This window comes from uncultured Streptococcus sp., from assembly GCF_963518475.1.
Taxonomy (GTDB): domain Bacteria; phylum Bacillota; class Bacilli; order Lactobacillales; family Streptococcaceae; genus Streptococcus.
Genome location: NZ_CAUQJA010000024.1, coordinates 1 through 24,637, shown reverse-complemented (window position 1 = coordinate 24,637; position 24,637 = coordinate 1). Strand labels below are relative to the sequence as shown.

Annotated in this window: 21 protein-coding genes; 6 read left to right on the top strand and 15 right to left on the bottom strand. The window is 41.6% G+C overall.

Features of this window, described 5'->3' with window-relative positions; genetic code table 11:
• Positions 1 to 120 precede the first annotated feature (120 nt).
• The 5 genes from RYK12_RS08725 to argR all read right to left on the bottom strand — a co-directional run bounded on the left by RYK12_RS08725 (position 121) and on the right by argR (position 7,705).
• Complete coding sequence (locus RYK12_RS08725; RefSeq protein ID WP_314848489.1) at positions 121 to 810, bottom strand: gamma-glutamyl-gamma-aminobutyrate hydrolase family protein; 690 nt, start codon at positions 808 to 810, stop codon at positions 121 to 123.
• Between the two features lie 243 nt (positions 811 to 1,053).
• The gene (gene patB / locus RYK12_RS08720; protein WP_125393529.1) at positions 1,054 to 2,820 is read right to left on the bottom strand and encodes a multidrug efflux ABC transporter subunit PatB; all 1,767 of its coding nucleotides are present in this window, start codon (positions 2,818 to 2,820) and stop codon (positions 1,054 to 1,056) included.
• Position 2,821: 1 nt separating this feature from the next.
• The gene (gene patA, locus RYK12_RS08715; protein ID WP_314848488.1) at positions 2,822 to 4,528 is read right to left on the bottom strand and encodes a multidrug efflux ABC transporter subunit PatA; all 1,707 of its coding nucleotides are present in this window, start codon (positions 4,526 to 4,528) and stop codon (positions 2,822 to 2,824) included.
• A 145-nt stretch (positions 4,529 to 4,673) separates the two neighbouring features.
• Complete coding sequence (mutS, locus tag RYK12_RS08710; protein WP_314848486.1) at positions 4,674 to 7,208, bottom strand: DNA mismatch repair protein MutS; 2,535 nt, start codon at positions 7,206 to 7,208, stop codon at positions 4,674 to 4,676.
• A 50-nt stretch (positions 7,209 to 7,258) separates the two neighbouring features.
• Positions 7,259 to 7,705, bottom strand: coding sequence for an arginine repressor (argR, locus tag RYK12_RS08705; RefSeq protein WP_001231476.1), 447 nt, complete (start codon positions 7,703 to 7,705; stop codon positions 7,259 to 7,261).
• A 135-nt stretch (positions 7,706 to 7,840) separates the two neighbouring features.
• Between argR and argS the strand changes: the two genes are divergently transcribed.
• The 4 genes from argS to galU all read left to right on the top strand — a co-directional run bounded on the left by argS (position 7,841) and on the right by galU (position 12,186).
• Complete coding sequence (gene argS / locus RYK12_RS08700) at positions 7,841 to 9,532, top strand: arginine--tRNA ligase (protein ID WP_314848485.1); 1,692 nt, start codon at positions 7,841 to 7,843, stop codon at positions 9,530 to 9,532.
• A gap of 302 nt (positions 9,533 to 9,834) precedes the next feature.
• Positions 9,835 to 10,080 (top strand): MarR family transcriptional regulator, encoded by a 246-nt coding sequence (locus RYK12_RS08695; RefSeq protein WP_314848483.1) that lies wholly within the window; start codon positions 9,835 to 9,837, stop codon positions 10,078 to 10,080.
• A 168-nt stretch (positions 10,081 to 10,248) separates the two neighbouring features.
• Positions 10,249 to 11,265 carry an NAD(P)H-dependent glycerol-3-phosphate dehydrogenase gene (locus tag RYK12_RS08690; protein WP_314848482.1) on the top strand — a complete coding sequence of 339 codons (1,017 nt, stop codon included), beginning with the start codon at positions 10,249 to 10,251 and terminating at the stop codon, positions 11,263 to 11,265.
• Between the two features lie 21 nt (positions 11,266 to 11,286).
• On the top strand, positions 11,287 to 12,186 hold the full coding sequence (gene galU, locus RYK12_RS08685) for a UTP--glucose-1-phosphate uridylyltransferase GalU (RefSeq protein ID WP_314848480.1): 900 nt from the start codon (positions 11,287 to 11,289) through the stop codon (positions 12,184 to 12,186).
• A 65-nt stretch (positions 12,187 to 12,251) separates the two neighbouring features.
• On the opposite strand, the gene RYK12_RS08680 is transcribed toward galU, so the two are convergent.
• The 6 genes from RYK12_RS08680 to pbp1b all read right to left on the bottom strand — a co-directional run bounded on the left by RYK12_RS08680 (position 12,252) and on the right by pbp1b (position 19,066).
• The gene (locus RYK12_RS08680) at positions 12,252 to 12,929 is read right to left on the bottom strand and encodes a rhomboid family intramembrane serine protease (RefSeq protein WP_314848479.1); all 678 of its coding nucleotides are present in this window, start codon (positions 12,927 to 12,929) and stop codon (positions 12,252 to 12,254) included.
• A complete protein-coding gene (locus RYK12_RS08675) occupies positions 12,913 to 13,452 on the bottom strand; it encodes a 5-formyltetrahydrofolate cyclo-ligase (RefSeq protein ID WP_314848478.1) in 540 nt (179 codons plus the stop codon). Before RYK12_RS08675 ends, RYK12_RS08680 begins: the two co-directional genes overlap by 17 nt.
• A gap of 11 nt (positions 13,453 to 13,463) precedes the next feature.
• A complete protein-coding gene (locus RYK12_RS08670; RefSeq protein WP_314848476.1) occupies positions 13,464 to 14,594 on the bottom strand; it encodes an N-acetyldiaminopimelate deacetylase in 1,131 nt (376 codons plus the stop codon).
• 67 nt (positions 14,595 to 14,661) lie between these two features.
• Positions 14,662 to 15,360, bottom strand: coding sequence for a 2,3,4,5-tetrahydropyridine-2,6-dicarboxylate N-acetyltransferase (gene dapD, locus RYK12_RS08665; RefSeq protein ID WP_000127460.1), 699 nt, complete (start codon positions 15,358 to 15,360; stop codon positions 14,662 to 14,664).
• A gap of 228 nt (positions 15,361 to 15,588) precedes the next feature.
• Entirely contained in the window at positions 15,589 to 16,500 is a 912-nt protein-coding gene (locus tag RYK12_RS08660) for a DMT family transporter (protein WP_314848475.1), read from the bottom strand.
• Positions 16,501 to 16,582: 82 nt separating this feature from the next.
• The gene (gene pbp1b / locus RYK12_RS08655) at positions 16,583 to 19,066 is read right to left on the bottom strand and encodes a penicillin-binding protein PBP1B (protein WP_314848473.1); all 2,484 of its coding nucleotides are present in this window, start codon (positions 19,064 to 19,066) and stop codon (positions 16,583 to 16,585) included.
• Positions 19,067 to 19,207: 141 nt separating this feature from the next.
• Here pbp1b and tyrS point away from each other — a divergent pair, with 141 nt between their 5' ends.
• Positions 19,208 to 20,464, top strand: a complete 1,257-nt coding sequence (tyrS, locus tag RYK12_RS08650) for a tyrosine--tRNA ligase (protein ID WP_225742420.1) — start codon at positions 19,208 to 19,210, stop codon at positions 20,462 to 20,464.
• Between the two features lie 75 nt (positions 20,465 to 20,539).
• On the opposite strand, the gene RYK12_RS08645 is transcribed toward tyrS, so the two are convergent.
• Together RYK12_RS08645 and RYK12_RS08640 are read right to left on the bottom strand one after the other, a co-directional pair.
• Positions 20,540 to 22,603, bottom strand: coding sequence for a heavy metal translocating P-type ATPase (locus tag RYK12_RS08645; RefSeq protein WP_314848470.1), 2,064 nt, complete (start codon positions 22,601 to 22,603; stop codon positions 20,540 to 20,542).
• A 1-nt stretch (position 22,604) separates the two neighbouring features.
• Positions 22,605 to 22,883 (bottom strand): DUF6110 family protein, encoded by a 279-nt coding sequence (locus RYK12_RS08640; protein WP_000910903.1) that lies wholly within the window; start codon positions 22,881 to 22,883, stop codon positions 22,605 to 22,607.
• Between the two features lie 256 nt (positions 22,884 to 23,139).
• Between RYK12_RS08640 and RYK12_RS08635 the strand changes: the two genes are divergently transcribed.
• On the top strand, positions 23,140 to 23,988 hold the full coding sequence (locus tag RYK12_RS08635; protein ID WP_314848468.1) for a putative RNA methyltransferase: 849 nt from the start codon (positions 23,140 to 23,142) through the stop codon (positions 23,986 to 23,988).
• Between the two features lie 105 nt (positions 23,989 to 24,093).
• Here RYK12_RS08635 and RYK12_RS08630 read toward each other — a convergent pair whose 3' ends face one another.
• Both RYK12_RS08630 and RYK12_RS10170 read right to left on the bottom strand, forming a co-directional pair.
• The gene (locus RYK12_RS08630; RefSeq protein WP_070842806.1) at positions 24,094 to 24,300 is read right to left on the bottom strand and encodes a hypothetical protein; all 207 of its coding nucleotides are present in this window, start codon (positions 24,298 to 24,300) and stop codon (positions 24,094 to 24,096) included.
• A 245-nt stretch (positions 24,301 to 24,545) separates the two neighbouring features.
• On the bottom strand, positions 24,546 to 24,637 hold a 92-nt coding region (locus tag RYK12_RS10170; protein WP_399555448.1), incomplete at its 5' end, for a glycogen/starch/alpha-glucan phosphorylase.

The following is a 24,637-nucleotide window of genomic DNA, read 5'->3' as shown; positions in this document are numbered from 1 at the left end:
TTTTCAAGTTTTTTTGTCGAATTTCTCCAATTTTTATCAGAATTCAAACGTTTGCGTAAAAATGCCGCATTCCAAAAATTTTGAAAAAATAAAAGAAAGAACGACTAGATGTTCCAGTCGTTACAGTTCATTCAATAAATACTCAAATAATTCTAAATTACCATCTTCTTCATTAACCAGAAACTCTGGATGCCACTGCAAACCAATAATGCGGTGCTCATCGATAGACTCAATCGCTTCGATGGTCTGGTCTCTTGGATCAATAGCAGTTACACGGAAGTTAGGTGCCAAATCTTTAATGCTTTGACGATGGACGGAGTTGACTTGACTTTCTTTTCCAAATAGCTTAGCCACCACGCTTCCTTTTACTGTCTCAATAGAGTGAGATGTTCCGAAAGGCAGACCTTGCCAGTGACCTTCGATTTCTTGATTGAGGGTCCCACCAAAAGCAACATTGACAAGTTGAACACCACGACAGATTGCCATAATTGGTTTATTCTGACGAAGCGCTTCTTTCAAGAGTGCCAATTCAAACTCATCGCGCACTAGGTTGTAATCATCACTCTCGATGGTCTTTTTCTCTCCATAAAACTGAGGATGGACATTTTGACCGCCTGTCAAGATAAGTTTGTCAATCATTTCTACATAATCACGTACAACTGACTCATCACCAACAGGAATGACTAAAGGGAGACCACCGACTTGACGAATGCTCTCTGCGAATCTACAAGATACAGATGAATGAATGTTTTTGCCTTCTGCGTCTACGGGACATAGATTTGCAGCAACTCCTACAACCGTTCTAGTCATGATGTCTCTCCTTTCGAATGTTAATACTCTTCGAAAATCTCTTCAAACCACGTCAGCGTCGCCTTACCGTACTCAAGTACAGCTTGCGGCTAGCTTCCTAGTTTGCTCTTTGATTTTCATTGAGTATAACGATAGTCCTATCATATCACTCAAAATGCCTTTCGTCTAATATGTTTTTTTTAAGGCTGTGATAAATATTTTTTATGGACAAGAAAAAGCTGCCCACATAGGACAACTTCTTTCTTATTCAAAGACAAATTGATTGTGATAGAGTTCTGAGTAGAATCCACCTAGTTTTATTAGTTCATGGTGATTACCACGTTCAATGACTCCTCCATCTTTGAGGACAATAATCTGGTCTGCATTGAGAATGGTTTTCAAGCGATGGGCAATGACAAAACTGGTTCTACCTGCTACAACTGCCTCCATGGCATGCTGAATCTTGCTTTCTGTCACCGTATCTACGTTTGAAGTTGCTTCATCTAGAATGAGAACTTCTGGATCTGTCATCAAGGTTCGAGCGATAGAAATCAATTGTTTTTGCCCTGTCGAGAAGATGCTTTGATCATCATCAATAAGGGTATCGTATTTGTCAGGTAAGCTTTCGATATAGTCATGAATATGGGTTGCCTTGGCTGCTGCCTCAACCATTTCTTGACTAGCATCTGGTACACCGAAACGGATATTGTCTCGAATGGTTCCGCTAAACAAGACCGAATCTTGCAAGACAATCCCCACCTTGCTTCTAAGACTATCTAAATCATAGTCACGGATATCTTTGCCGTCAAAATAAATACCACCAGCATCAACATCATAAAAGCGATTGATGAGGTTCATAATAGTCGTTTTCCCTGACCCAGTCGGACCAACAACTGCTGTCATCTGGCCTTTAGGGGCAGAAATGCTGACATCTTTCAAAATAGGTTTATCAGGTAGGTATGAAAAATCAATATGACTAATTTCAACACCTTCTTGCAACCTAGTAAAGATCGGCGCCTTCTCAGGTCGAATTTCTTCCTCTGCGTCAAACATTTCCTGAATCCGTTCAGCCCCCGTAAAGGCTAACTGAAGGCTTCCCCAACTAGCTGCAACTTGAATAATAGGCTGGTAGTACTGCTGAGAAAATTGGGCAAACATAACAATCAAACCTAGAGCTGTACTTGTTTCAATAGTCTTATCATTTAAAAGTACAGCTGAACCAGCAAAGATAACGATGGCTGTGTTGACCAGACTCATCCCATTCATGACAGGGAAAAGAATTCCTGAGAACATTCTTCCTTTAAAGGTTGCCCTGCGCACGCGCTCATTTTGTTCAAGAAATCCTGCCATCATATCCTCTTGAATACCTTGCACAATCACGGCTTTTTGGCCTGAGATACTCTCATCCATATAGGCGTTGAGCTTTCCTACCTCTTTCTGCTGGAGATTGGTATATTTCCGTGCCATTTTTACGATAAAAAGCAGCATAAGGAAGGCCACTGGTGTGCTGGCAATGGTGATGAGGGCCAGCGTCACATTTCTCGAAAACATGACAAGAATCAGACCGATATATAAAACAATATTGCTCATGACCTGAATCAAGCTTTCGTTAAAGGCCTGGAGGATATTATCCAAATCACTGGTAAAACGAGACAAGATATCGCCATCTTGTCGGCGGTCAAAGAAAGAAACAGTCAAGCGAGCAAGCTTACCGAAGAGGCCTTTACGCATCTCGTTGGTCGACTCTGCAATCACACGCGTCATGAGACACATGTATATCACACTAGAGATAAATAGAACCAAAACCAGCAGTCCAAGATTGACCATGATTGCTGATAGACTTTGCCAAACAAGTTCTGGATTGCCATCTTGATAAGCTTGAACTAAATTAGCTAATTGCGTCACTGCTTGTCCAGAAAATACCGGAAAGAGAGCTTGGGCAAGAGTCGCCAGAACAATCATCAAGATGACAACTACAAATGATAGCTTATAGACTTTAAAATAATTCCAAAAAAATTGAACTGTCTTCATTTTACTCCTCCTTTCCTTTCTGTGTTTCGTAGATTTCACGGTAAACGGCATTGTTGGCAACCAAGTCTGCATGCGTCCCTTGACCAATCAATCGTCCTTGATCTAGAACCAAGATCTTGTCTGCATGGACAACCGAGCTAATCTTTTGAGCGATGATAATAGTTGTCGTTCCCTTCAAGTCCTTATTCAAGGCTTCTTGAACAAGGCGCTCTGACTTGGCATCCAAGGCTGAGGTCGAATCGTCAAAAATCAGAATACGTGGATTGCTGACAATCCCACGCGCAATCGACATCCTTTGTTTTTGCCCACCTGAGAAATTGGTTCCCCGTTCCTCAACTGGACTTTCAAAGGTTTTCTCCATACGATGAATGAATTCACTGGCTTGGGCAATATTGGCTGCGCGTTCCATTTCAAATAGAGTAGCATCTCCCTTACCCTGTCTCAAGTTATCTGCAATCGTTCCACTAAAGAGAATGGCACGTTGAAGAACGATAGAAACAGTTTTACGCAGGGTTCCTTCACTCACTTCTCGAATATCCTTACCTCCGATTTTGATAGCCCCTTCCTGTGGGTCAAAGAGACGTGGAATCAATTGAGCCAAGGTTGATTTTCCTGCACCAGTCGCTCCAACGACACCAACCATCTGACCAGGTTCAATAGTAAAGCTCACATCTTTCAGCATCGGTTCCTTATCCATTGGATAGGTAAAGGTCACATTTTCAAAGCTAAGACTTCCGACCAACTCTTCATCTGGCACATCCTTGAAGGTCATAGCTGGCTCTGCATCAAGAATTTCTCGAATACGACGCATAGAAATCATAGCACGACTGACAGAATTTCCCAAAAATCCAACCATGACAATGGTAAAGATAATCTGGCTCAGGTAATTGACAAAGGAAGCAATGGAACCAACAACTGACGGTTCCGACTGAACCATCCCAGCAACTAGCCAAATAGAGAGGAAGACCGCCCCGTAACCGACCAACATCATGAAAGGTTCCACTACTGAAAAGGCATAACCAATGTATAGGTTTTGACTTAGAAGCTCGTCTGAAACCTCTGTAAACTTAGCAAACTGCTCTTTTTCTTGGACAAAGGACTTGACCACACGAACGCCACGCAGATTTTCCTTGGCAATGGCATTGATGCGTTCAAGAAGGGTTTGAAACTTGGTAAAACGAGGCCCCATCATTCCCATCATGACAGCAGTCAAACCAAAAATTAAGATTACCATGAGAACAATCACCCACCACAGAGAAGGTAAGGTTTGAACCGCCAGGATAAACGAACCGATGAACAAGAGGGGAAGTCTGAAAAGAATTTGGAAGGTCATCATGACCACGTTCTGAATCTGGTTGATATCATTTGTCATGCGAACGACTAGATTTCCCGCATTAAATTGTTCAATATTAGCATAAGAAAAGGTTTGGATTTTACGGAAGGCATCCTCTCGAAGGTCGGATGAAACTCCTTGAGCAATATAGGCTGCAAGGACAACATTGAGCCCACCAGCAACCAGACCGACCACGGCCACACCAATCAACCAAGTCCCGATACTATAAATAGCTTCATATTTTCCAGCAAGGAGGGCGTCTAACACTTCCTGCAGATAACGCGGTTGCAAAAGTGAACTAGCAACCATCAAGCCTGTCATCAGGAGCGAAGCCAAGGCCTGCCACTTATAGGTTTTTATTTTCTGAATCAGCATACTTTCTCCTTAAAAAATAGACAAAAGGGAGCGACAATGCGTCAGCTCCTTTTCATTCTGTTCGTGTGATGTTATTCTAGCAAAAAAGTGAAGGATTGTCAAAGAAGTCTCCTTGATACAGCTAGAATGACTAGTAATTTTCTCTTTAAAGTTTCTGTTTTAACTCGACCAAGACATTCATAGCCTGCATAGGTGTCATGTTGTAAATGTCCAGTTTAGATAATTCTGCTAGGATAGGATGTTCTTCTGCCCTATCAAAGAGTGAAATTTGTTCTGAGACGGAACTTGTTTGCCTCATTGGAGCAGGACTTTCTGTATCCTGACTCTCTAACTGAGTCAAAATCTTATCCGCTCTTGCTAGGAGATCTGCTGGCAAACCAGCAATCTTGGCAACATGGATACCGTAGGATTTATCGGCTGGGCCTGGTTCAATCTTATGAAGGAAAGTGACCTGTCCATCCTGCTCTAAGGTTGCCACGTGGACATTGACCAAGTGTTGTAAACTAGACTCCAGACTAGTCAACTCATGGTAGTGGGTTGCAAAGAGGGTCTTGGCTCCGATATGTTCATGGATGTATTCGATGATGGACTGAGCAAGAGCCATACCATCATAAGTTGCAGTTCCCCGTCCCAATTCATCAAAGAGAATCAGAGAGTTCTTGGTCGCATGCGAAATGGCATTGTTGGCCTCCATCATCTCCACCATGAAGGTTGATTGACCTGAAACCAAGTCATCTGCTGCTCCGATACGGGTAAAGATTGCATCAAAAATCGGTAAATAGGCGCTTTCTGCCGGTACATAGGAACCCATCTGGGCCATAATCGCCGTCATGGCTAGCTGACGCATGTAGGTTGACTTCCCGCTCATGTTGGGCCCTGTAATCAGTTGAATACTGGTATCTTCTGCCATCTGAATCGTATTTGGAATATAGGTCTGAGCCCCCATAACCTTTTCAACGACAGCATGGCGCCCTTTCTGGATATCGATTCGCGAATCATCTCCGAATTCAGGTCGAATCAAATGCTGGGTTTCAGCCACAACTGCCAGACTCTGTAAGACATCAACTGTCGCAATTCCTTGGGCTAGAGCCTGCAAACGCTGGATGTACTTGCTGACCTCTTCACGAATACGCATAAAAATTTCGTACTCTAGATTGGCTGACTTCTCACGCGCCTCCAGCATGTCGCCTTCGATACGGGCTAATTCTTCGGTTCCAAAACGTTCTGAATTTTTCAGCGTCGCCTTGCGGAAAAAGTGAGCAGGCACATTTCCCAGTTGCGAATTGGTCACATGGAAATAGTAGCCATCCTTTTTATTATAGACAATCTTAAGTGCGCTAATACCAGAGTTTTCTCGCTCCTTGGCCTCAATTTCAGCAATCCAACCAGTCCCTTCTCTGAGAACGCGACGGTACTTGTCTAAAGTCTCATCAAATCCAGTTCGGATAATTCCCCCATCTGTAATCACATGAGGGGCTTCAGGAGCAATCGCTGCGCTAATCAAACTCTCCAACTCAGGAATTCCATCCAGTTGTGCGATGAGATAAGCTAGAGCAGGTTGCTCCATCCCTTCTAAAATCGCTCGGATCCGTGGCACACTAGACAAGGTAGTCGCCAACTGCAGGAGGTCCTTGGGATTGGTTTTGCCAAAAGAAACACGACTAGCCAAGCGCTCAATGTCATAAACACCCTTGAGACTGTCTGTCAAATCACTACGCTCAAAGAAATGGTCGAGAAAGACCTGAACAACCTCTTGACGTTGGATGATTCGCTCCTTGTCAATCAAAGGGCGATGAATCCAAGAACGTAAGAGCCGCATCCCCATGGCTGTTTTGGTTTCATCCAAAAGCCAGAAAAGACTGCCTTGCTTTTTGCCTGAACGGGCATTCTCAACCAAATCCAGACTAGCCTTGGTCGCATAATCCATCTGCAAGAAATCTTTGATTTCATAGCGGATAACAGGCTTGAGGTGGTTCAATTCCCGCATCTGGGTTCGATGGACATACTGGAGCAATTTACTAGATGCCGCTTGCTCCACAGATGCCAATTGTGAATCCAGTAAATGAAGGTCTTCAAAGCCTTCTTTTTCATAGGAAAGTACCAGATTCATCTGACGACTGAGGATTTGTTCTTCTTCCTCAGACAAGTCATAACCCAGCACAACTTCACGCGCCTTGAGATTGCGGATTTCCCCACAAACCAGCGTAAAATCCAAAAGACCTGTCACATAAAAATCACCCGTCACTAGGTCCATATAAGCGAGGCCAAATTGACTGCCATCACGGTCTATGGCAAACAAGAAATTGTTCTGGCTGTCCGGCTTACTACTGTCGACCACTGTCCCTGGCGTAATGACCTGAACAACCTCTCGTTTCACAACCCCAACTGCTTGTTTAGGATCTTCCATCTGCTCTGCGATAGCCACCTTATAACCCTGCTCAATCAAGACATCGATATACTGTTGGGCAGAATGATAGGGAACACCCGCCATAGGAATCGGATTGTCGGCATTCTTGTTGCGACTCGTTAAGGAAATTTCCAGAATCTGCGCAGCATTGACCGCATCCTCATAAAATAATTCATAAAAATCACCCATCCGAAAGAGCAAAAAAGCATCTGGATATTGCTTTTTAATATCCACATACTGTTGCATGCCGGGTGATAGCTTTTCTGTCGCCATTTTCCGTCTCTCCTTGTCAAAAATAAGTCTTGAGAGCAACTCCCAAGACCTTACTTATCTTTCATCAAATCTAGCAAACGATCTTCCATGAGTTTGGCAACGTGCTGGTCTCGACAAATGACCAATAAGGTATTGGCACCAGCAACTGTTCCTAAAATCCATTCATCCTTGTTTGCATCTACAATATTTGCCAAAACAGAGGCTTCTCCCAGTTTGGTATGAAGCACCAAGGTAAACTCTGCTCTTGCAACACCTTCTAAATGATGAGACAAAAATTCCACCAAATCAATCTTTTCTGTCTCATTTGCTAGTACATAATACACCATATCATTTTTCTTGACCTTGGTCAAGCCGATTTCGCGCAAATCACGAGACAAGGTTGTTTGCGTCACAAAGACATTGTGTGCCTCCAACCGATCTTGAATTTCTTTTTGTGTACTTAATTTCTCCTCAGTAATCATTTTTTTTATTAACTGATGACGATCTCTTTTTCTCATAAAATCCTCTTATATGCATATTTATAACTAATTTTATAACTATATTATACCAAAAAAATAGGAGATTTCAAAAATTTTTTCTTCTTTCTTTAAAATTGTGATAAAATAGTAGAAAAGTCCAAAAAGGAGCTCTTAATGAATACAAAAGAATTGATTGCTAGCGAGTTGGCTAGCGTCATTGATAGCCTGGACCAAGAGGCTATTTTAAATTTACTGGAAACCCCTAAAAACTCAGAAATGGGAGACATTGCTTTCCCTGCTTTTTCACTTGCAAAAGTCGAACGTAAGGCACCTCAAATGATTGCGGCTGAACTGGCTGAAAAAATTAACAGCCAAGCCTTTGAAAAGGTTGTTGCAACAGGACCTTACGTCAACTTTTTCCTTGATAAATCTGCCATTTCTGCTCAAGTATTGCAAGCTGTTATCACTGAAAAAGAACACTATGCTGATCAAAATATTGGTAAACAAGAAAATGTTGTTATCGATATGTCTAGTCCGAATATCGCTAAACCATTCTCTATTGGCCACCTGCGCTCAACTGTCATCGGAGATAGCTTATCACATATTTTCCAAAAAATCGGTTATCAAACGGTTAAGGTCAATCATTTGGGAGACTGGGGTAAACAGTTTGGGATGTTGATTGTTGCCTATAAAAAATGGGGCGACGAAGAAGCTGTAAAAGCTCATCCAATTGATGAACTCCTTAAACTCTATGTTCGCATCAATGCTGAAGCTGAAAATGATCCTAGCTTGGATGAAGAAGCACGCGAATGGTTCCGTAAACTTGAAAATGGAGACGAGGAAGCTCTCGCTCTTTGGCAATGGTTCCGTGATGAAAGTTTAGTGGAATTTAACCGCCTTTACAATGAACTGAAGGTTGAATTTGACAGCTACAACGGAGAAGCCTTCTACAACGATAAAATGGATGCAGTTGTAGACATTCTTTCTGAAAAAGGACTTCTTGTTGAATCAGAAGGGGCCCAAGTTGTCAATCTTGAGAAATACGGAATTGAACATCCTGCCCTTATCAAGAAATCTGATGGAGCAACTCTCTATATCACACGTGACTTGGCTGCAGCCCTTTACCGTAAAAAAGAATTCCAATTTGCCAAATCTATCTACGTCGTTGGTCAAGAACAATCTGCCCACTTTAAACAGCTCAAAGCTGTCTTGAAAGAAATGGGCTACGACTGGAGTGAAGACATTACTCATGTTCCTTTTGGTTTGGTTACAAAAGAAGGGAAGAAACTCTCTACTCGTAAAGGGAATGTCATCTTGCTAGAGCCTACAGTTGCAGAGGCTGTTAGCCGTGCCAAGGCCCAAATCGAGGCTAAAAATCCTGAACTTGAAAATAAAGATCAGGTAGCACATGCTGTTGGGGTTGGAGCCATTAAATTCTATGACCTCAAAACCGACCGTACAAATGGATACGACTTCGACCTAGAAGCTATGGTATCCTTCGAGGGCGAAACTGGACCTTATGTTCAATATGCCTACGCTCGTATCCAATCGATCTTACGTAAAGCAGACTTCAAACCAGAAACAGCTGGCAACTATAGTTTGAATGATGCCGAAAGTTGGGAAATCATCAAACTCATCCAAGACTTCCCACGTATTATCAACCGTGCGGCAGATAACTTTGAACCTTCTATCATTGCTAAATTTGCAATTAGCCTGGCTCAAGCCTTTAACAAATACTATGCACATACACGCATCTTGGATGAAAGCCCAGAACGCGACAGCCGTCTAGCTCTCAGCTACGCAACTGCAGTCGTTCTCAAAGAAGCCCTTCGCTTGCTTGGAGTAGAAGCGCCAGAGAAGATGTAAATCGCCAAAGTTACTTGATTGCAAAGCAATCTAAGTAACTAACGCTAAATCCTATCAGGGATTTGGCTAGGCGCTTCACTAGTCATGACCCCTAAATATAATCGATTTAGGGGCCATGACGTCGTAATCTTCAAGTTACTTGATTGTAAAGTAGTCTAAGTAACTAAGACCAAATCCTATACGTAATTAGGTTTAGAGGTCTATCAAAAATCTTATCAAGTTTTGCTGACTTGTTCTGCTATTTTAGGCCCACTGAATCAATTTATTCACTACTATTTCTTTATCATACAGGGAGATATTCTATGAGCCAATATGCTTATGTCCTAGTTGTAATTAGCTTGGTATTCCTTTTTCTGCTCAATAAGTATGAAAAAGAACGACTTCAAAGGCTCTACCAAGAACAACTTTTAAAGGATGAAACATTCAGGTCTAACATCAAAGAGAAAATTCAAACGACTGAAAATATCAATGATGTCATTGCTTACATCAATAAAACTTATCATCTGGGAATGTTGCTATCAAAAGACATTACAGATCAATTGAAATAAACCGAGCTATTCTTTAAGGAATATCAAAACCGAGACTAAGAGTTTAATACTGAGTCTCGGTTTTTGTGTATTTTTCAAGTAACAAAGCCACCACTCCCCAGCAATGCAAGTGCAAAATCCTCTAGAATATGATAGAATAATGGAAAGGACTCTATCAAGGAGGAAATCATGAAAAAACAAACCATCGCCGTCTTGGGGCCTGGTTCTTGGGGAACTGCCCTTTCACAAGTCTTAAATGACAATGGACACGAGGTACGTATTTGGGGAAATCTTCCCGATCAAATCAATGAAATTAATACCTATCATACTAACAAGCACTACTTTAAAGATGTCGTTCTAGACGAAAATATCATTGCCTACACTGACTTAGCAGAGGCATTAAAAGATGTGGATGCGATTTTGTTTGTTGTCCCAACAAAAGTGACACGACTTGTTGCCCAACAAGTTGCAAAAACCTTAGACCATAAGGCTATCATCATGCACGCATCAAAGGGATTAGAGCCTGATAGCCATAAACGATTATCAACCATCCTTGAAGAAGAAATTCCTGAACATCTCCGCAGTGATATTGTCGTTGTTTCAGGACCTAGTCATGCGGAAGAAACCATTGTACGTGACCTGACTTTAATCACTGCTGCTTCTAAAGATTTACAAACAGCTCAATACGTTCAAGAACTCTTTAGTAATCACTACTTCCGACTTTATACCAATACGGATGTTATTGGAGTCGAAACTGCTGGTGCTCTTAAAAATATTATTGCTGTTGGTGCTGGAGCCTTACATGGTTTAGGATTTGGTGACAACGCTAAGGCAGCCATCATCGCTCGAGGCTTGGCAGAAATTACCCGCCTAGGAGTAGCACTCGGTGCCAGTCCATTGACCTATAGTGGCTTGTCTGGTGTAGGAGACTTGATCGTAACGGGAACCTCCATCCACTCTCGTAACTGGAGAGCCGGAGATGCTCTTGGTCGTGGAGAATCTCTAGCTGATATCGAAGCCAATATGGGCATGGTGATTGAAGGAATTTCAACGACTCGAGCAGCCTATGAACTAGCGCAAGAACTTGGAGTCTATATGCCCATTACACAGGCCATTTACCAAGTTATTTACCACGGAACCAATATTAAAGATGCCATTTATGACATCATGAACAATGAATTTAAAGCAGAAAATGAGTGGTCTTAACCCTCTAAAGAAAGGATTCTTATGACATCAAAAGTTAGAAAGGCAGTCATCCCTGCCGCTGGACTCGGGACTCGATTTTTACCAGCAACCAAAGCACTTGCTAAAGAAATGTTGCCAATTGTGGACAAACCAACTATCCAGTTTATCGTGGAAGAGGCTCTCAAATCAGGTATTGAAGATATTCTGGTTGTGACTGGTAAATCAAAACGTTCTATTGAAGACCACTTTGACTCAAACTTTGAGCTTGAGTACAATCTCAAAGAAAAAGGCAAAACAGATCTATTGAAATTGGTAGATGAAGCAACTGGTATGCGCCTTCATTTCATCCGCCAAACTCACCCTCGTGGTCTTGGAGACGCTGTCTTACAAGCAAAAGCTTTTGTAGGGAATGAACCCTTCGTTGTTATGCTGGGTGATGATCTTATGGACATCACAAACAAGGACGCCGTTCCTTTGACAAAACAACTGATGAATGATTACGAAAAGATACACGCATCAACCATTGCTGTTATGCCCGTACCACACGAAGACGTTTCATCATATGGAGTCATCGCTCCTCAAGGAGAAGGGATCAATGGACTCTATAGCGTTGAAACTTTCGTAGAAAAACCAGCTCCAGAAGACGCTCCAAGTGATTTAGCTATTATCGGTCGCTATCTTCTGACACCGGAAATTTTTGAAATCCTCGAAAATCAAGCTCCCGGTGCTGGAAATGAAATCCAACTTACCGACGCTATTGATACACTTAATAAAACTCAACGTGTTTTCGCCCGTGAATTTACAGGAGCTCGTTACGACGTTGGCGATAAGTTTGGCTTTATGAAAACATCTATTGACTATGCCCTCAAGCACCCACAAGTCAAAGATGACTTGAAAGATTACATCATCCAACTGGGAAAAGAATTGGCTGAGAAGGAATAACATAAAAAGATAAGGTTCAAAAATTGCCTTATCTTTTTATGTTACACAACTATTCTTATAAGCTCTCACAACCCCATTCCCTTGTAGAGAAGCAAGACTGCGAGTCCTACGAACAACACTAACGCTACCAGTCTCTGACTAGCGCTATACATCCGTTTTTCTCCTCGAACTGGAAAGATAATTGCTAGAAATGCGCCACCAACTGCACCTCCGATATGACCTGCTAGACTGATTCCTGGAATCAGAATACTTCCAATAATGTTAACCACAAAAAGTGTCAGATAAGATTGCCCTAACTGTTGGATATAAGGATTACGCGTTGCATAGCGAAGAACAATAATCGCAGCAAATAGCCCATAGAGAGAAGTCGAGGCTCCTGCTGCTAAGGATTTGGGACTAAATACAAAAACAAAGAGATTACCCATCATTCCTGATAAGAGATAGAGAAAGAAAAACTTCTTGGATCCGAAAATTTCCTCTACTTGCCTACCAAGATAATATAGCGAAAGCATATTGACAATGAAATGCTCCCAACCAATATGAACAAAAATGGCAGAAAAGAGACGCCAAATCTGCTCAGGAAAGAGGCGAATAGCTGGTCCATACATAGCTCCAAATCGAAATAATGTATCCGCCCTGTCAAAATTTCCACCTGTAGTCACCAACATTAGTAGAAATACCAAGGCCGTCACTAAGAGAAAGAAACTCGTCACAGGGTAACGCCTATCAAAGATTTCTTTCATCAATCAGTACCTCCTGGATAGGAATATCATGCTTTTCAGGGATAAAGTCCTGGACTTGACTAGGATAAACCGTACTCAAAGTATGACCAGAAAAATGTTTCAGATAGCGGTCATAATAACCTCCACCATATCCAATCCGATATCCTTTCGTCGTAAAAGCCAAGCCAGGAACATGAATCAAATCAATCTGAGAGGCATCCACCACTTCCAAATCTCCCTGTGGTTCCAGTAAGCCAAAGGAAGTTTTGGCCAACTGCTGCGGATTATAGACTACAAAGTCCATGCGCCCCTTGGGATAGGTTTTTGGTATCAGAACCTTCTTGCCATCCCTCAGCGCCTGCTCAATCAGTTCCTGCGTTTGAAACTCATGAGGAAAAGAGAGATAGGTTGCGATAACCTTGGCTTCTTGGTAGAAGGGGTGATTCAAAAATCGTTCTGCCAAAGCTCGATCCATAGCAACTTTTTGAGTTCGAGGGATAGCCTTCATTTCTTGCAAGACTTGCTTGCGTAATTCCGATTTCATAGACAAGCCCTCTACTCTGCTGCTTTCTTTTTCAGGAAACTAGAGACCGCATCCACCCCAATAGCTAAGGCTTCTTCCTTAGGACTCATCTGAGGGTGATGAAGGGCGTAGGAACTATCGATACCTAGCCAAAACATAACGCCATTAACCTTTGAAAGGAGATAACCAAAGTCCTCACCAGTCATAGCAGGTTCGATATCAATCAACTCAATTCCGTCTTTTTCTTCAAAGAAATCCATCAGTTCACGCGCCAAGGCTGGATGGTTCTCAACAGGTAGGTATCCACCTTGTTTGAGTTCCACTTCGACTTCCATATCAAAGGCAGCTGCAACTCCTTCTGCAACTGTTTTGACCCGCTTTTGCACCAAGAGACTCATGTCCTGTGTCAAAGCCCGAATAGTTCCATGTAAAAAGGCTGTGTCTGTGATAACATTGTTGGTTGTTCCAGCCTGAAAAACGCCAAAGGTCACCACTGCCCCCTCGATTGGGTTAACATTGCGGCTGACAACTGACTGCACCTGGGTCACAAAGTAACTAGCCGCCACCAAGGCGTCATTGGCTTCATGCGGAAAGGCTGCGTGGCCACCTTTGCCTTTGAAACGGATCTTCACCTCACAAGTCCCTGCAAAGAGTGTATGAGTATTAGTCGCAATCTGTCCAACCTTCAAATCTGGCCTAACATGAAGGCCATAAAATTGATCTGGTAGCCAATCACCAAAAGCGCCATCCTCATACATGAGCATACCACCAGCTTCATTTTCTTCAGCAGGTTGAAACAGAAAGAGCAGATTGTTCTTTGGTTGCTCCTCAAGGGATCGCTCAAGACAGCCCAAAGCAATAGTCATGTGGAAATCATGGCCACAAGCATGCATACGACCTTGGTGCTGAGAAGCGAAAGGAAGGCCTGTTTGTTCGACGATAGGCAGGCCATCAATATCTGTTCTCCAACCAATGGTACGCTCTGGCTGACTTCCCTGCAAATAAACCAAAATCCCTGTCCGCCAAGTACGAACTTGAACAAAATTCTTGCCCGCAGTCAATTTCTCAATCACATCCAGCAGATAAGCCTGAGTCTTGAACTCCTCCAAGCCAATCTCTGGAATCTGGTGCAAATCTCGTCTAGTTTGAATCAAATCTAACATCTATCTATCCTCCGATATAGCAGAAAGAGGCTGGAAGAAGGGTTCCGCCTCTTTATTACTTTTACAATTATAAGGTACGAAGCGCATCCTCTAGCGCTGTTTTTTGTTGGGTTTGGGCATCAATCTCTTTGATAATACGAGCTGGAACACCTGCTACCACCACGTTTTCTGGGACATCTTGGGTAACAATAGCTCCTGCTGCGACAACTGAACCACTACCGATTTGGACCCCTTCGATAACCACTGCGTTGGCACCGATGAGAACATTGTCTCCAACACGGACTGGTTCTGCGCTAGCTGGCTCAATCACACCTGCAAGAACGGCACCTGCACCAACGTGGCTGTTTTTCCCAACGATAGCACGGCCACCAAGGATAGCTCCCATGTCAATCATAGTTCCTGCACCAATTTCAGCACCGATATTGATAACCGCTCCCATCATGATAACAGCATTGTCACCAATTTCAACCTGATCACGGATAATAGCACCTGGCTCGATACGAGCATTGATAGCACGTTTATCTAGTAAAGGAACTGCAGAATTACGAGCATCTTGTTCAACAACATAGTCTTGATTTTCTACCAAGCCATCGAGAAGCGGAGCCACGTCCTTCCAATCTCCGAATAGGACATTCCCTAGTTTAACAACAGAGCTTGGTACAGCAGTTGCAAGTTGTCCTTCAAAGGTTACTTTAACACTGGTTTTCTTTTCAGCATTGGCGATAAATTGGATAATTTCTTGAGCGTTCATTTTTGTAGCAGTCATAGGCGCCTCCTAGTTCATTTTAATGATACCTATTCTACCAAAAAAGGCCTCAAATTTGAAGCCTTTTTGTTTGTTTTTAGGTATGATTTTTAGGGATGTGAGATAAAACGTGCTGTCGGTAAAAGCAAGCCCCTACCGATACAACCTAAAAACACTCTTCACAACTATCTCCCCGTGTTTTATTGACTATTCTAGTATAGCACACTTTTAGAATTTAGAAAAGACTTTTTATTTACTTTCTTTCGCTTCTTCTATCGATAGGAAAATCATGGGCAAAATAATCAGGGCCATAGCTAGAAGAAGGGACCAATCCACTACCAAGCCTAAAAATAAAACACTCAAAAGGGCAGAAGAGAGAGGTTCACTGGCACTAATGACAGAAACCACCAAGGGAGAAACCAAGGACACCGCCTTCATGGAAATGAAAAAAGCAAAAGCCGTCCCAAAGAAAGCGATAATGAGACAAATCAAAATACTCCAAATATCAAGAGTAAAGGAAAGCTGGTAAACCGGCGAGAGGACATTGCTAAATAAACCTGCCAAAATCATCCCCCACCCAACGGTGGGAACAAAACCATAACGCTTAGCAAAAGGTTGAGGTAAGATAACATTAAACATGACCCCCATGGCACTCAGCAGACCTGTCACAAGCGCTAGTGGTGTCATGGATAACTGAGAGAGATCTCCCTTTGTCGCCATCAGGCAAACACCCAACATGGCAACCAAAACATAGAAAATAGCGCTTTTTGACGCTCGTTTTTGATAAACCAAGCGATTGTAAAAGAGGATAAAGACTGGACTGATAAACTGTAAAATTGTTGCTGTCGCTGCATTTGAGTATTCTACACAGAGATAGAAAAAATACTGAACTGAAAAAATCCCCAAAATAGCATAGGCTAAAAAGGGCAGGTAATTTTTCTTATCTCGCCAAATATCTATCACTTGCGATTTTAATTGCATTGCAGACCAAATGAGCACAAGACTCCCTGCCAGTGTCAAACGCATAGAGGTAATCCAGCCAGAGGACACTTGATAATGAGTAAAGAAATATTCTCCTAAAATTCCACAGATTCCCCAGATTAAGCCGGATAGGAGCGAATAAATGGTTCCTTTAACAATCTTTTTCTGATACTGATTCATACCTTTATTGTAACACGAAAGGAAAAAAGAAAAAAGTGGCAATCCATTGATTAGCCACTTCATTTAGAAAAGTTTAAAGAACTTATCGTCTCGTCGTTGAAGAAGAAGGTCTAGTAGCGCTTGAATTGCTACTGTTGTTAGAACTACTACTTGAACTGTTATTCGAACTAGTACTTGAGCTAGAAGGAGTTGGCAGTGTGCTAACGATACTTGACCAAGCATTTTGGTAATCTGCTTCACTTCCTCCAATAGCAAAGTGATAGCTTGTCGTAGGAGCTCCTGCCTTATTAGCCCAATAGCTCGTTACAGTAGAACCTGAAAGATCAACTGTTTTCCCATTAACGGATACTTTGCCTGGCTTCTGTCCTGTAGATCTGAGAACCTGAGATTGAGTCACACTAGAGTCAAGATTAAAGCGTTCATTGCCCCAAACACCAGGCTCAGCCTGTTGGATAGCATTGACCAAGTAAGCCATATATTTGGCATTTCGATAATGCCCAGCCCCCTTAGCCATTGGGCGGTTGTCGTCATGCCCTAGCCAACCACCTAGAGTCAATCTTGGTGTTGACAGCATGAGCCACATATTTTCATCTTCATTGGTTGTCCCAGTCTTACCAATCCAGTCTGCACGAGCTAAACTTGAATTGATAGAAGCCAAATCCGTTTGGAAACTTGAAGTGATTCGAGATGAAATCACCTCACGAAGCAAACTCTGCATAATTGTTGCCGTTGCCTTCGAGTACACTTGAACTGGCTTGTCTTGGAATTCATAGATTACTCTACCGTCAGGTGATTCAATCTTAGAAATCACATGTTTCTGATGATAAACACCGTTATTAGCAATTGTTTGATAACCATTGGTATGCTGGGCGACTGTGACTTCAATACCACCTCCCATAGGCAGACTTTCGATACCATACTCTGGAATCTCGTAACCCATTTTCTCCATGTAACCCTTGACATCTACACCCTTCTCACGAAGCATGCGATAGGTCCAATAGGCTGGGATATTCCACGAATAGTTCAGGGCTTCACCCAGGGTCATCATGCCTGTACCTGGACTATTTACATACATGATAGGATTTCCATTAGAGAATTTTGTCGGATAATTTGACAAGATACTAGCGCTTCCCATCAAACCTTGGTCAATGGCAATACCGTAGGCCAACAAAGGCTTGGTTGTAGAGGCTGGCGAGCGCTTAGTGTCAAAGGCGTGATTGTTTTGGTTTATTTGGTAATTACGACCACCAACAAAGCCTAGAACAGCCCCCGTTTTATTGTCCATCAAAACATTCCCTACTTCAGGCTGACCAGTCGAATCATCTACCAAACGACCGTAGTTAGCAACTGCATTTTGCATGGCAGTATGGATTTTTTTATTGATTGTTGTCGTGATTTTATAGCCACCGTTACTTAGTTCCTGCTCAGCTCGCTCATGATAGGCCTTTTGAACTGCTTCCTTTTTTAACTCCTGACTAGAGACATTGTCCTGTTGAACTAAATAATCATACATACGGTCTGTCGCTTCAGCCATAGCCGTAAAGTAAAGGTAATCCCTCGAAACAGCATTGATAGTTCCTGATGGCAAGAAATCTTGTTTGAGATTATAATCCTTGTACTGGTCGTATTCTTCTTGAGTCAGAGCACCCGTACGGTACATGTTGTAGAGAACATCCTTGGCCCGCTTCAAACCAAGTTTTAAGTCTTCATCACTCTTTAACTCTCCAGTATTTTCATAAGGGGAATAAGTAATCGGACTCTGTGGCAAACCTGCTAAGAAAGCGGCTTGAGGAATACTCAACTTGTTGGCATCGATACCGAAAATCCCTTCAGCAGCTTGCTGGGCACCTGCAATATTCTGCCCTTTATGATTTCGACCAAAGGGAGCGACATTGAGATAAGTAGTCAAGATTTCATCCTTGCTCATGCTGCGTTCCAAGGCAAGGGCATCAACAATTTCTGTAGCCTTACGAGCCAAAGTCGGAGCATCTCCGACCACTTGTTGTTTGATTAACTGTTGGGTCAAGGTCGAGCCCCCACTAGATGAACCCAAACCTGCAAAGGTTCCCAAAGTCGCCCGAATCACAGCTTTTGGCACAACCCCATTATGTTCAAGGAAATGTTCGTCCTCAGTTGCAACGATAGCCTTTTTGAGATTGTCTGATATTTCCTCAGATGAAACAGAAGTTCGCAGTAGGTCACTCTCGATAGAAGCAATGACACTCCCATCTGCGTAAACAATTTCTGAGATGGAAGAAATATTTTTAACTTGCTTGACCAAGTCCTCCGATTGGGGAACCTTGACCTTGTCAAACAAAGCAACTCCATAACCAAGAGCTACACCAGCACCAAAAAGTCCACCGATAAAGCCTAGAATAAAGAGAGTATTCAAAATGCCCTTAATAGCAACTAAAATGCTACCTAGGATAGCCAGAACTTTCCCACCTGTCCCATCCAAATTCTTCTCTTTTGAGACTTTCTCTGATTTTCTATGATTTATTTTTGATTTTACTCGCTGGAAAAATTCCAGCATTTTTCGTTTTAATTCATTTAATTGATTTTGCATGGATTTCCTCACTGTAACTATTATACCATAAAAGGTAAACTTTCAATAAAATAGCCACTTTCTTCCCTATTCTACTAGGCTATTGCCCAAGTTTGTGATACAATAGGTAGAAACAATATTTTTAAAAAGGAGAAAAGACACATGCACATTTTTGATGAGCTAAAAGAGCGTGGTTTGATTTTTCAAACGACTGATGAAGAAGCTTTGCGTAAAGCCCTAGAAGAAGGTCAAGTTTCTTATTATACTGGCTACGATCCAACTGCTGACAGCCTTCACTTAGGCCACCTTGTCGCAATCTTGACAAGTCGTCGCTTGCAACTAGCAGGTCACAAACCTTATGCGCTCGTTGGCGGTGCTACAGGTCTCATCGGAGATCCGTCCTTCAAAGATGCTGAACGTAGTCTCCAAACAAAAGACACAGTAGATGGCTGGGTCAAGTCTATCCAAGGACAACTTTCTCGTTTTCTTGACTTTGAAAACGGTGAAAACAAGGCTGTCATGGTCAACAACTACGACTGGTTTGGCAGCATCAGCTTCATTGATTTCCTCCGTGATATCGGAAAATACTTTACTGTCAACTACATGATGAGCAAGGAGTCTGTGAAAAAACGGATCGAAACGGGAATTTCTTACACTGAGTTCGCTTACCAAATCATGCAAGGTTATGACTTCTTCGTTCTTAACCAAGACCACAATGTAACGCTTCAAATCGGTGGTTCTGACCAGTGGGGAAATATGACAGCTGGTACCGAATTACTTCGTCGTAAGGCTGACAAGACTGGACACGTTATCACAGTTCCGCTTATCACAGATGCAACTGGTAAGAAATTTGGTAAATCAGAAGGAAACGCAGTCTGGCTCAATCCTGAAAAGACTTCCCCATATGAAATGTACCAATTTTGGATGAACGTTATGGACGCAGACGCTGTTCGCTTCTTGAAAATCTTTACTTTCTTGTCACTTGATGAGATTGAAGACATCCGCAAACAATTTGAATCAGCTCCACATGAACGCTTGGCACAAAAAATCCTCGCTCGTGAAGTCGTCACACTTGTTCACGGCGAAGAAGCTTACAAAGAAGCTCTTAACATCACTGAACAACTCTTTGCAGGAAATATCAAAAACCTTTCTGTCAAAGAACTCAAACAAGGACTTCGTGGAGTGCCAAACTACCAAGTTCAAGCAGATGAAAACCACAATATCGTGGAACTGCTCGTCTCATCTGGTGTAGTTAACTCAAAACGCCAAGCCCGCGAAGACGTCCAAAACGGAGCTATCTACGTCAACGGCGACCGCATCCAAGACCTTGACTATGTCTTGAGTGACGCAGATAAGTTAGAGAACGAACTGACTGTTATCCGTCGTGGGAAGAAAAAATATTTTGTATTGACTTACTAAACTGTTCAACATTTACCTATAAAAAAGGAGTTAACCTCGATAAAGGTAACTCCTTTTTGTTGTTGATAACCACATCTATCTAGCCTTAATAGACAGGCTACGCAGGACTATGCGTAAGGTTGTTAGATTATGTAAGATAGAAAGATTTGAAGGACTGAGCCAATTAAACAAGCCAAAGCCAATCAAACTACTATTTACGACAACGGTATCTTGAATATTCTTCTTGATGAGTATTTGCAAAGATGATGATAGCGAATCCAACTCTTGGAAGAAATCCAAGCGATTATCTAACAATAAGATATCGCTCATCTGCTTAGAAATATCTGCGCTCTCATTCATCACCACACCGATATCTGATAGGGTTAGAGCAGCTGAGTCATTCAGGCCATCCCCAACCATCAAAATAGTGTGACCTGCTTTCTGCAGTTTCTCTACTAACTCAAACTTCCCATCAGGTTTCAAGTCTGTATAGACCTGATCAAAGGGCAAATCTTTGACTAATTCCTCTGTCCTAACCAGGGTGTCCCCTGTTGCCAGAATCAATTTTTTCCCTTGTGCCTTAAGTTTCTCCAAGGCTGCTTTGGCTTCTTTTCTCAAAGGAGTATGAATGCAGAACATTCCAATCAATTCATTCTGATAAGCCAAGAATAAGAGATTGTAGTGACTCTTGTACTCTTCAATTAAAGCATTTTGTTCTGAACTGATATGAATTTGCTCATCCTGCATTAAAACATAATTCCCAATAAGAACTGGTTGCCCATCTATATGAGATTTGATCCCCTTGCTTGCGATATATTGGAGTTTCCCATGCATTTCCTCATGTTCAATCCCCTCTATCTCAGCTTGCTTGACGATGGCATTAGCAATAGGATGATAAATGTGTTCCTCAAGACAGGCACTGATTCTGAGAATATCTTCCTCACTATAGTCCCCAAAAGGTAACACCTTTTCAACTATAGGATAACTAGTTGTGATTGTTCCCGTCTTATCAAACAAGAAAGTATCAACTTCCAGATATTTCTCCAGAACATCCCCATCCTTAATCACCATTTCACGATTCAACCCCTCCTTGATAGCTGTTAAATAAGCTACAGGAGTAGAGATTTTCAAAGCGCAGGAGAAATCGACCAATAGGAAAGAAATAGCCTTAGAAAAAGAACCTGTTAATAGGTAAGTCAGCCCAGCCCCCAAGAAATTATATTTGACGACCTTATCCGCCATCTTGATGAAATAGCGTTGTTTCGTTTTCTTGTTTTCTTCAGACTTCTTCATCAACTCAATCAGTTGTAAAATCCGGCTGTTCATCTGATTATCGGTTACACGAATGCGTAACTCTCCAGTTTCTAATACTGTATTTGCACAAACCAAATCAGACTCTCTTTTTTCAACTGGAAAACTCTCTCCCGTCAAGGAACTTTCGTTGACCATACCTAAACCTGAAACTACTTGTCCATCAAACAGAATTTCATTTCCTTGAGATAGGACCAAGACATCTCCTATTTGAACATCGGAACTCTTGATACTAACAACCGTATCGCCCTGTACTAGGAATACATCGCTCTCTTTTGCAAGAAGGCTTTGTTCTAAATCTGTTGCAGTTTTTTTCAAGGACCACTGATCTAAATGATTCCCCAAATCAAGCATAAACATGATATTGCTAGCTGTCTTGGATTGGTTCATAAACAAGGACAATAAAATCGCCGAACAGTCCAAGACCTCCATCGTTAGTTCCTTACGCGCTAGTGTTTGATAGGCTTCTCTAATATAACCCAAAGCCTGATAACAAGTCCATATATAGCGAATAGGATACGGCACAAAACTACGAAAAAGTACACGCTTAATCGCTGCACCTGAAACAATAGAATAAGCACTCTCTTCTCTACGAATGGGAAGAGTCATCAACTCAGAAACTTTCCCTTTATCAATTCTTTTTAAAAAGGCTTCTGCATTATCTAATACAGAAAAGCCTTCTTTTATACGTAGAGTAAAGTGCTGTTGATCCATGTAAAACTGGATGGACTCAATCCCCTTTTCATCTCTCGCCAAGGAACGAAGATAGTCTTGAATATCCAAGGTGAGTGAAAAAGAAGATGATAGGCGAATATGTTGGTATCCTCTATGTAGCACTTTAAAAGACATATTATTCCCCTATAAGGCTATCTAATTGCTCTTCTTTTTTCTCTTGTTCGTACAAATATTTGGCATCTTGCAAGACATCATCTCCATGTTGCTTCACAACAGAAACAGATGCATCTAGCTCGTCTTTTAACTTATAAGCCTTAGCCAAAGCTTTAGAATAACCTTTTTTAGCTTCCTTACTTGCCAAGATTTTCAAGCCAAGGGTACCAAATGCGACACCACCCAAAAAGAGTGATGATTTTTTCGCAACTTTTGCGACGCTTAATACTTCTTTTAACATACTTATTTCCTCCTTATCATTATTATATAGCAATTTAGATATAAAAGCAATTTTATTTTATAAATTGGAGAATTATACTCAATGAAAATCAAAGAGCAAACTAGGAAACTAGCCGCAGGCTGTACTTGAGTACGGCAAGGCGACGTTGACGTGGTTTGAAGAGATTTTCGAAGAGTATTAGTTTTATTTCTACTGAATCTCCCATCTACTTATTCCTAAAGTTGCTTTCATTTGCCTCTTTTGATACACTTAAACTATGAATACAAATCTCAAACCCAAACTTCAGCGTTTTGCTTCTGCTACTGCCTTTGCCTGTCCTATCTGTCAAGAAAATCTGACTCTGCTAGAGACTAGTTTCAAGTGCTGCAACCGTCATTCTTTTGACTTGGCGAAATTCGGCTATGTCAATCTGGCACCTCAAATTAAGCAATCTGCTAACTACGACAAGGAAAATTTTCAAAACCGTCAACAAATCCTAGAAGCTGGATTTTATCAGGCTATTTTAGAAGATATTTCGAACTTGCTAGCAACTAATCCATCTGCAAAAACTGTCTTGGATATCGGTTGTGGCGAGGGCTTCTATTCTCGTAAACTACAAGAAAGTCACTCTGAAAAAACTTTCTATGCCTTTGACATCTCCAAAGATTCCGTCCAAATCGCTGCCAAGAGCGAACCCAACTGGGCAGTCAATTGGTTCGTTGGCGACTTGGCTCGTCTTCCTATAAAAGACGCCAGCATGGATATCCTGCTTGATATCTTTTCCCCTGCCAACTATGGAGAATTTCGTCGCGTTTTATCCAAAGACGGTATCTTGATAAAGGTTATTCCAACTGAAAATCACCTCAAAGAAATCCGCCAGAAGGTACAAGACCAGCTGACAAACAAAGATTATTCTAATCAAGATATCAAAAATCATTTCCAAGAACACTTTACCATCCTATCTAGCCAAACGGCCTCTCTGACTAAGACTATCACAACAGAGCAACTCCAAGCCCTACTCAGCATGACTCCTCTACTCTTTCATGTTAACCAGAGTAAGATTGACTGGAGCGACTTGACAGAGATTACTATTGAGGCTGAGATTCTGGTTGGGAAAGTACTATAATTAACACAAAAAACCGCATTTCAAGAAGATCTGCGGTTTTAAATTTCAATTTTTAAACTATCTATCCCAAAAGTCTAAAACATTTAAAGCTTTTAGCTTCTCCATTTATTTTCGATTCGAAATAATAAATTTATCAATAAATAGCAATTGATATAAGGCGAGTACAGATCCCCAGAAACTACCTCGAAGAGAGATTTCTTGATGATTGAGAGGAAACAAATCATGGTTACCAATATAGAGGCAGGTCAAAATGATAAATAAAATCCAAAATAAATCCGTCCATTTATATTTTGAAAAATATTTTTTCCACATAAGAACACCTTCTTTCCTACAATCATATTATAATACTTTATGTAAGCGAATACAAGAGATATGAGGTAATCAACTACGAAGAAATATAAGGTTGAAAGAGAGTAAAAAGCAGTATTTCTAGGCCTTAACTGTATCTATGATTTCTATCTTTTTAAGACAAGATTAACCCAAATCCACAACCTCAAAAAAGCGAATTTCAATCGAAACTCGCTTTTTTGAAAGTGTATTAGTATAAATCTTGTATCTTAGTTCAAGTGCCAGATATCTTCGTTATACTGAGCAATTGTACGGTCAGATGAGAAGAATCCTGCTTTAGAAATGTTAACGATGACTTTAT

Bases quoted from the DNA above. Each gene is read 5' to 3' on its own strand.
- RYK12_RS08725 (WP_314848489.1), bottom strand. From the start codon at position 810: ATGACTAGAACGGTTGTAGGAGTTGCTGCAAATCTATGTCCCGTAGAC.
- patB (WP_125393529.1), bottom strand. From the start codon at position 2,820: ATGAAGACAGTTCAATTTTTTTGGAATTATTTTAAAGTCTATAAGCTA.
- patA (WP_314848488.1), bottom strand. From the start codon at position 4,528: ATGCTGATTCAGAAAATAAAAACCTATAAGTGGCAGGCCTTGGCTTCG.
- mutS (WP_314848486.1), bottom strand. From the start codon at position 7,208: ATGGCGACAGAAAAGCTATCACCCGGCATGCAACAGTATGTGGATATT.
- argR (WP_001231476.1), bottom strand. From the start codon at position 7,705: ATGAGAAAAAGAGATCGTCATCAGTTAATAAAAAAAATGATTACTGAG.
- argS (WP_314848485.1), top strand. From the start codon at position 7,841: ATGAATACAAAAGAATTGATTGCTAGCGAGTTGGCTAGCGTCATTGAT.
- RYK12_RS08695 (WP_314848483.1), top strand. From the start codon at position 9,835: ATGAGCCAATATGCTTATGTCCTAGTTGTAATTAGCTTGGTATTCCTT.
- RYK12_RS08690 (WP_314848482.1), top strand. From the start codon at position 10,249: ATGAAAAAACAAACCATCGCCGTCTTGGGGCCTGGTTCTTGGGGAACT.
- galU (WP_314848480.1), top strand. From the start codon at position 11,287: ATGACATCAAAAGTTAGAAAGGCAGTCATCCCTGCCGCTGGACTCGGG.
- RYK12_RS08680 (WP_314848479.1), bottom strand. From the start codon at position 12,929: ATGAAAGAAATCTTTGATAGGCGTTACCCTGTGACGAGTTTCTTTCTC.
- RYK12_RS08675 (WP_314848478.1), bottom strand. From the start codon at position 13,452: ATGAAATCGGAATTACGCAAGCAAGTCTTGCAAGAAATGAAGGCTATC.
- RYK12_RS08670 (WP_314848476.1), bottom strand. From the start codon at position 14,594: ATGTTAGATTTGATTCAAACTAGACGAGATTTGCACCAGATTCCAGAG.
- dapD (WP_000127460.1), bottom strand. From the start codon at position 15,360: ATGACTGCTACAAAAATGAACGCTCAAGAAATTATCCAATTTATCGCC.
- RYK12_RS08660 (WP_314848475.1), bottom strand. From the start codon at position 16,500: ATGAATCAGTATCAGAAAAAGATTGTTAAAGGAACCATTTATTCGCTC.
- pbp1b (WP_314848473.1), bottom strand. From the start codon at position 19,066: ATGCAAAATCAATTAAATGAATTAAAACGAAAAATGCTGGAATTTTTC.
- tyrS (WP_225742420.1), top strand. From the start codon at position 19,208: ATGCACATTTTTGATGAGCTAAAAGAGCGTGGTTTGATTTTTCAAACG.
- RYK12_RS08645 (WP_314848470.1), bottom strand. From the start codon at position 22,603: ATGTCTTTTAAAGTGCTACATAGAGGATACCAACATATTCGCCTATCA.
- RYK12_RS08640 (WP_000910903.1), bottom strand. From the start codon at position 22,883: ATGTTAAAAGAAGTATTAAGCGTCGCAAAAGTTGCGAAAAAATCATCA.
- RYK12_RS08635 (WP_314848468.1), top strand. From the start codon at position 23,140: ATGAATACAAATCTCAAACCCAAACTTCAGCGTTTTGCTTCTGCTACT.
- RYK12_RS08630 (WP_070842806.1), bottom strand. From the start codon at position 24,300: ATGTGGAAAAAATATTTTTCAAAATATAAATGGACGGATTTATTTTGG.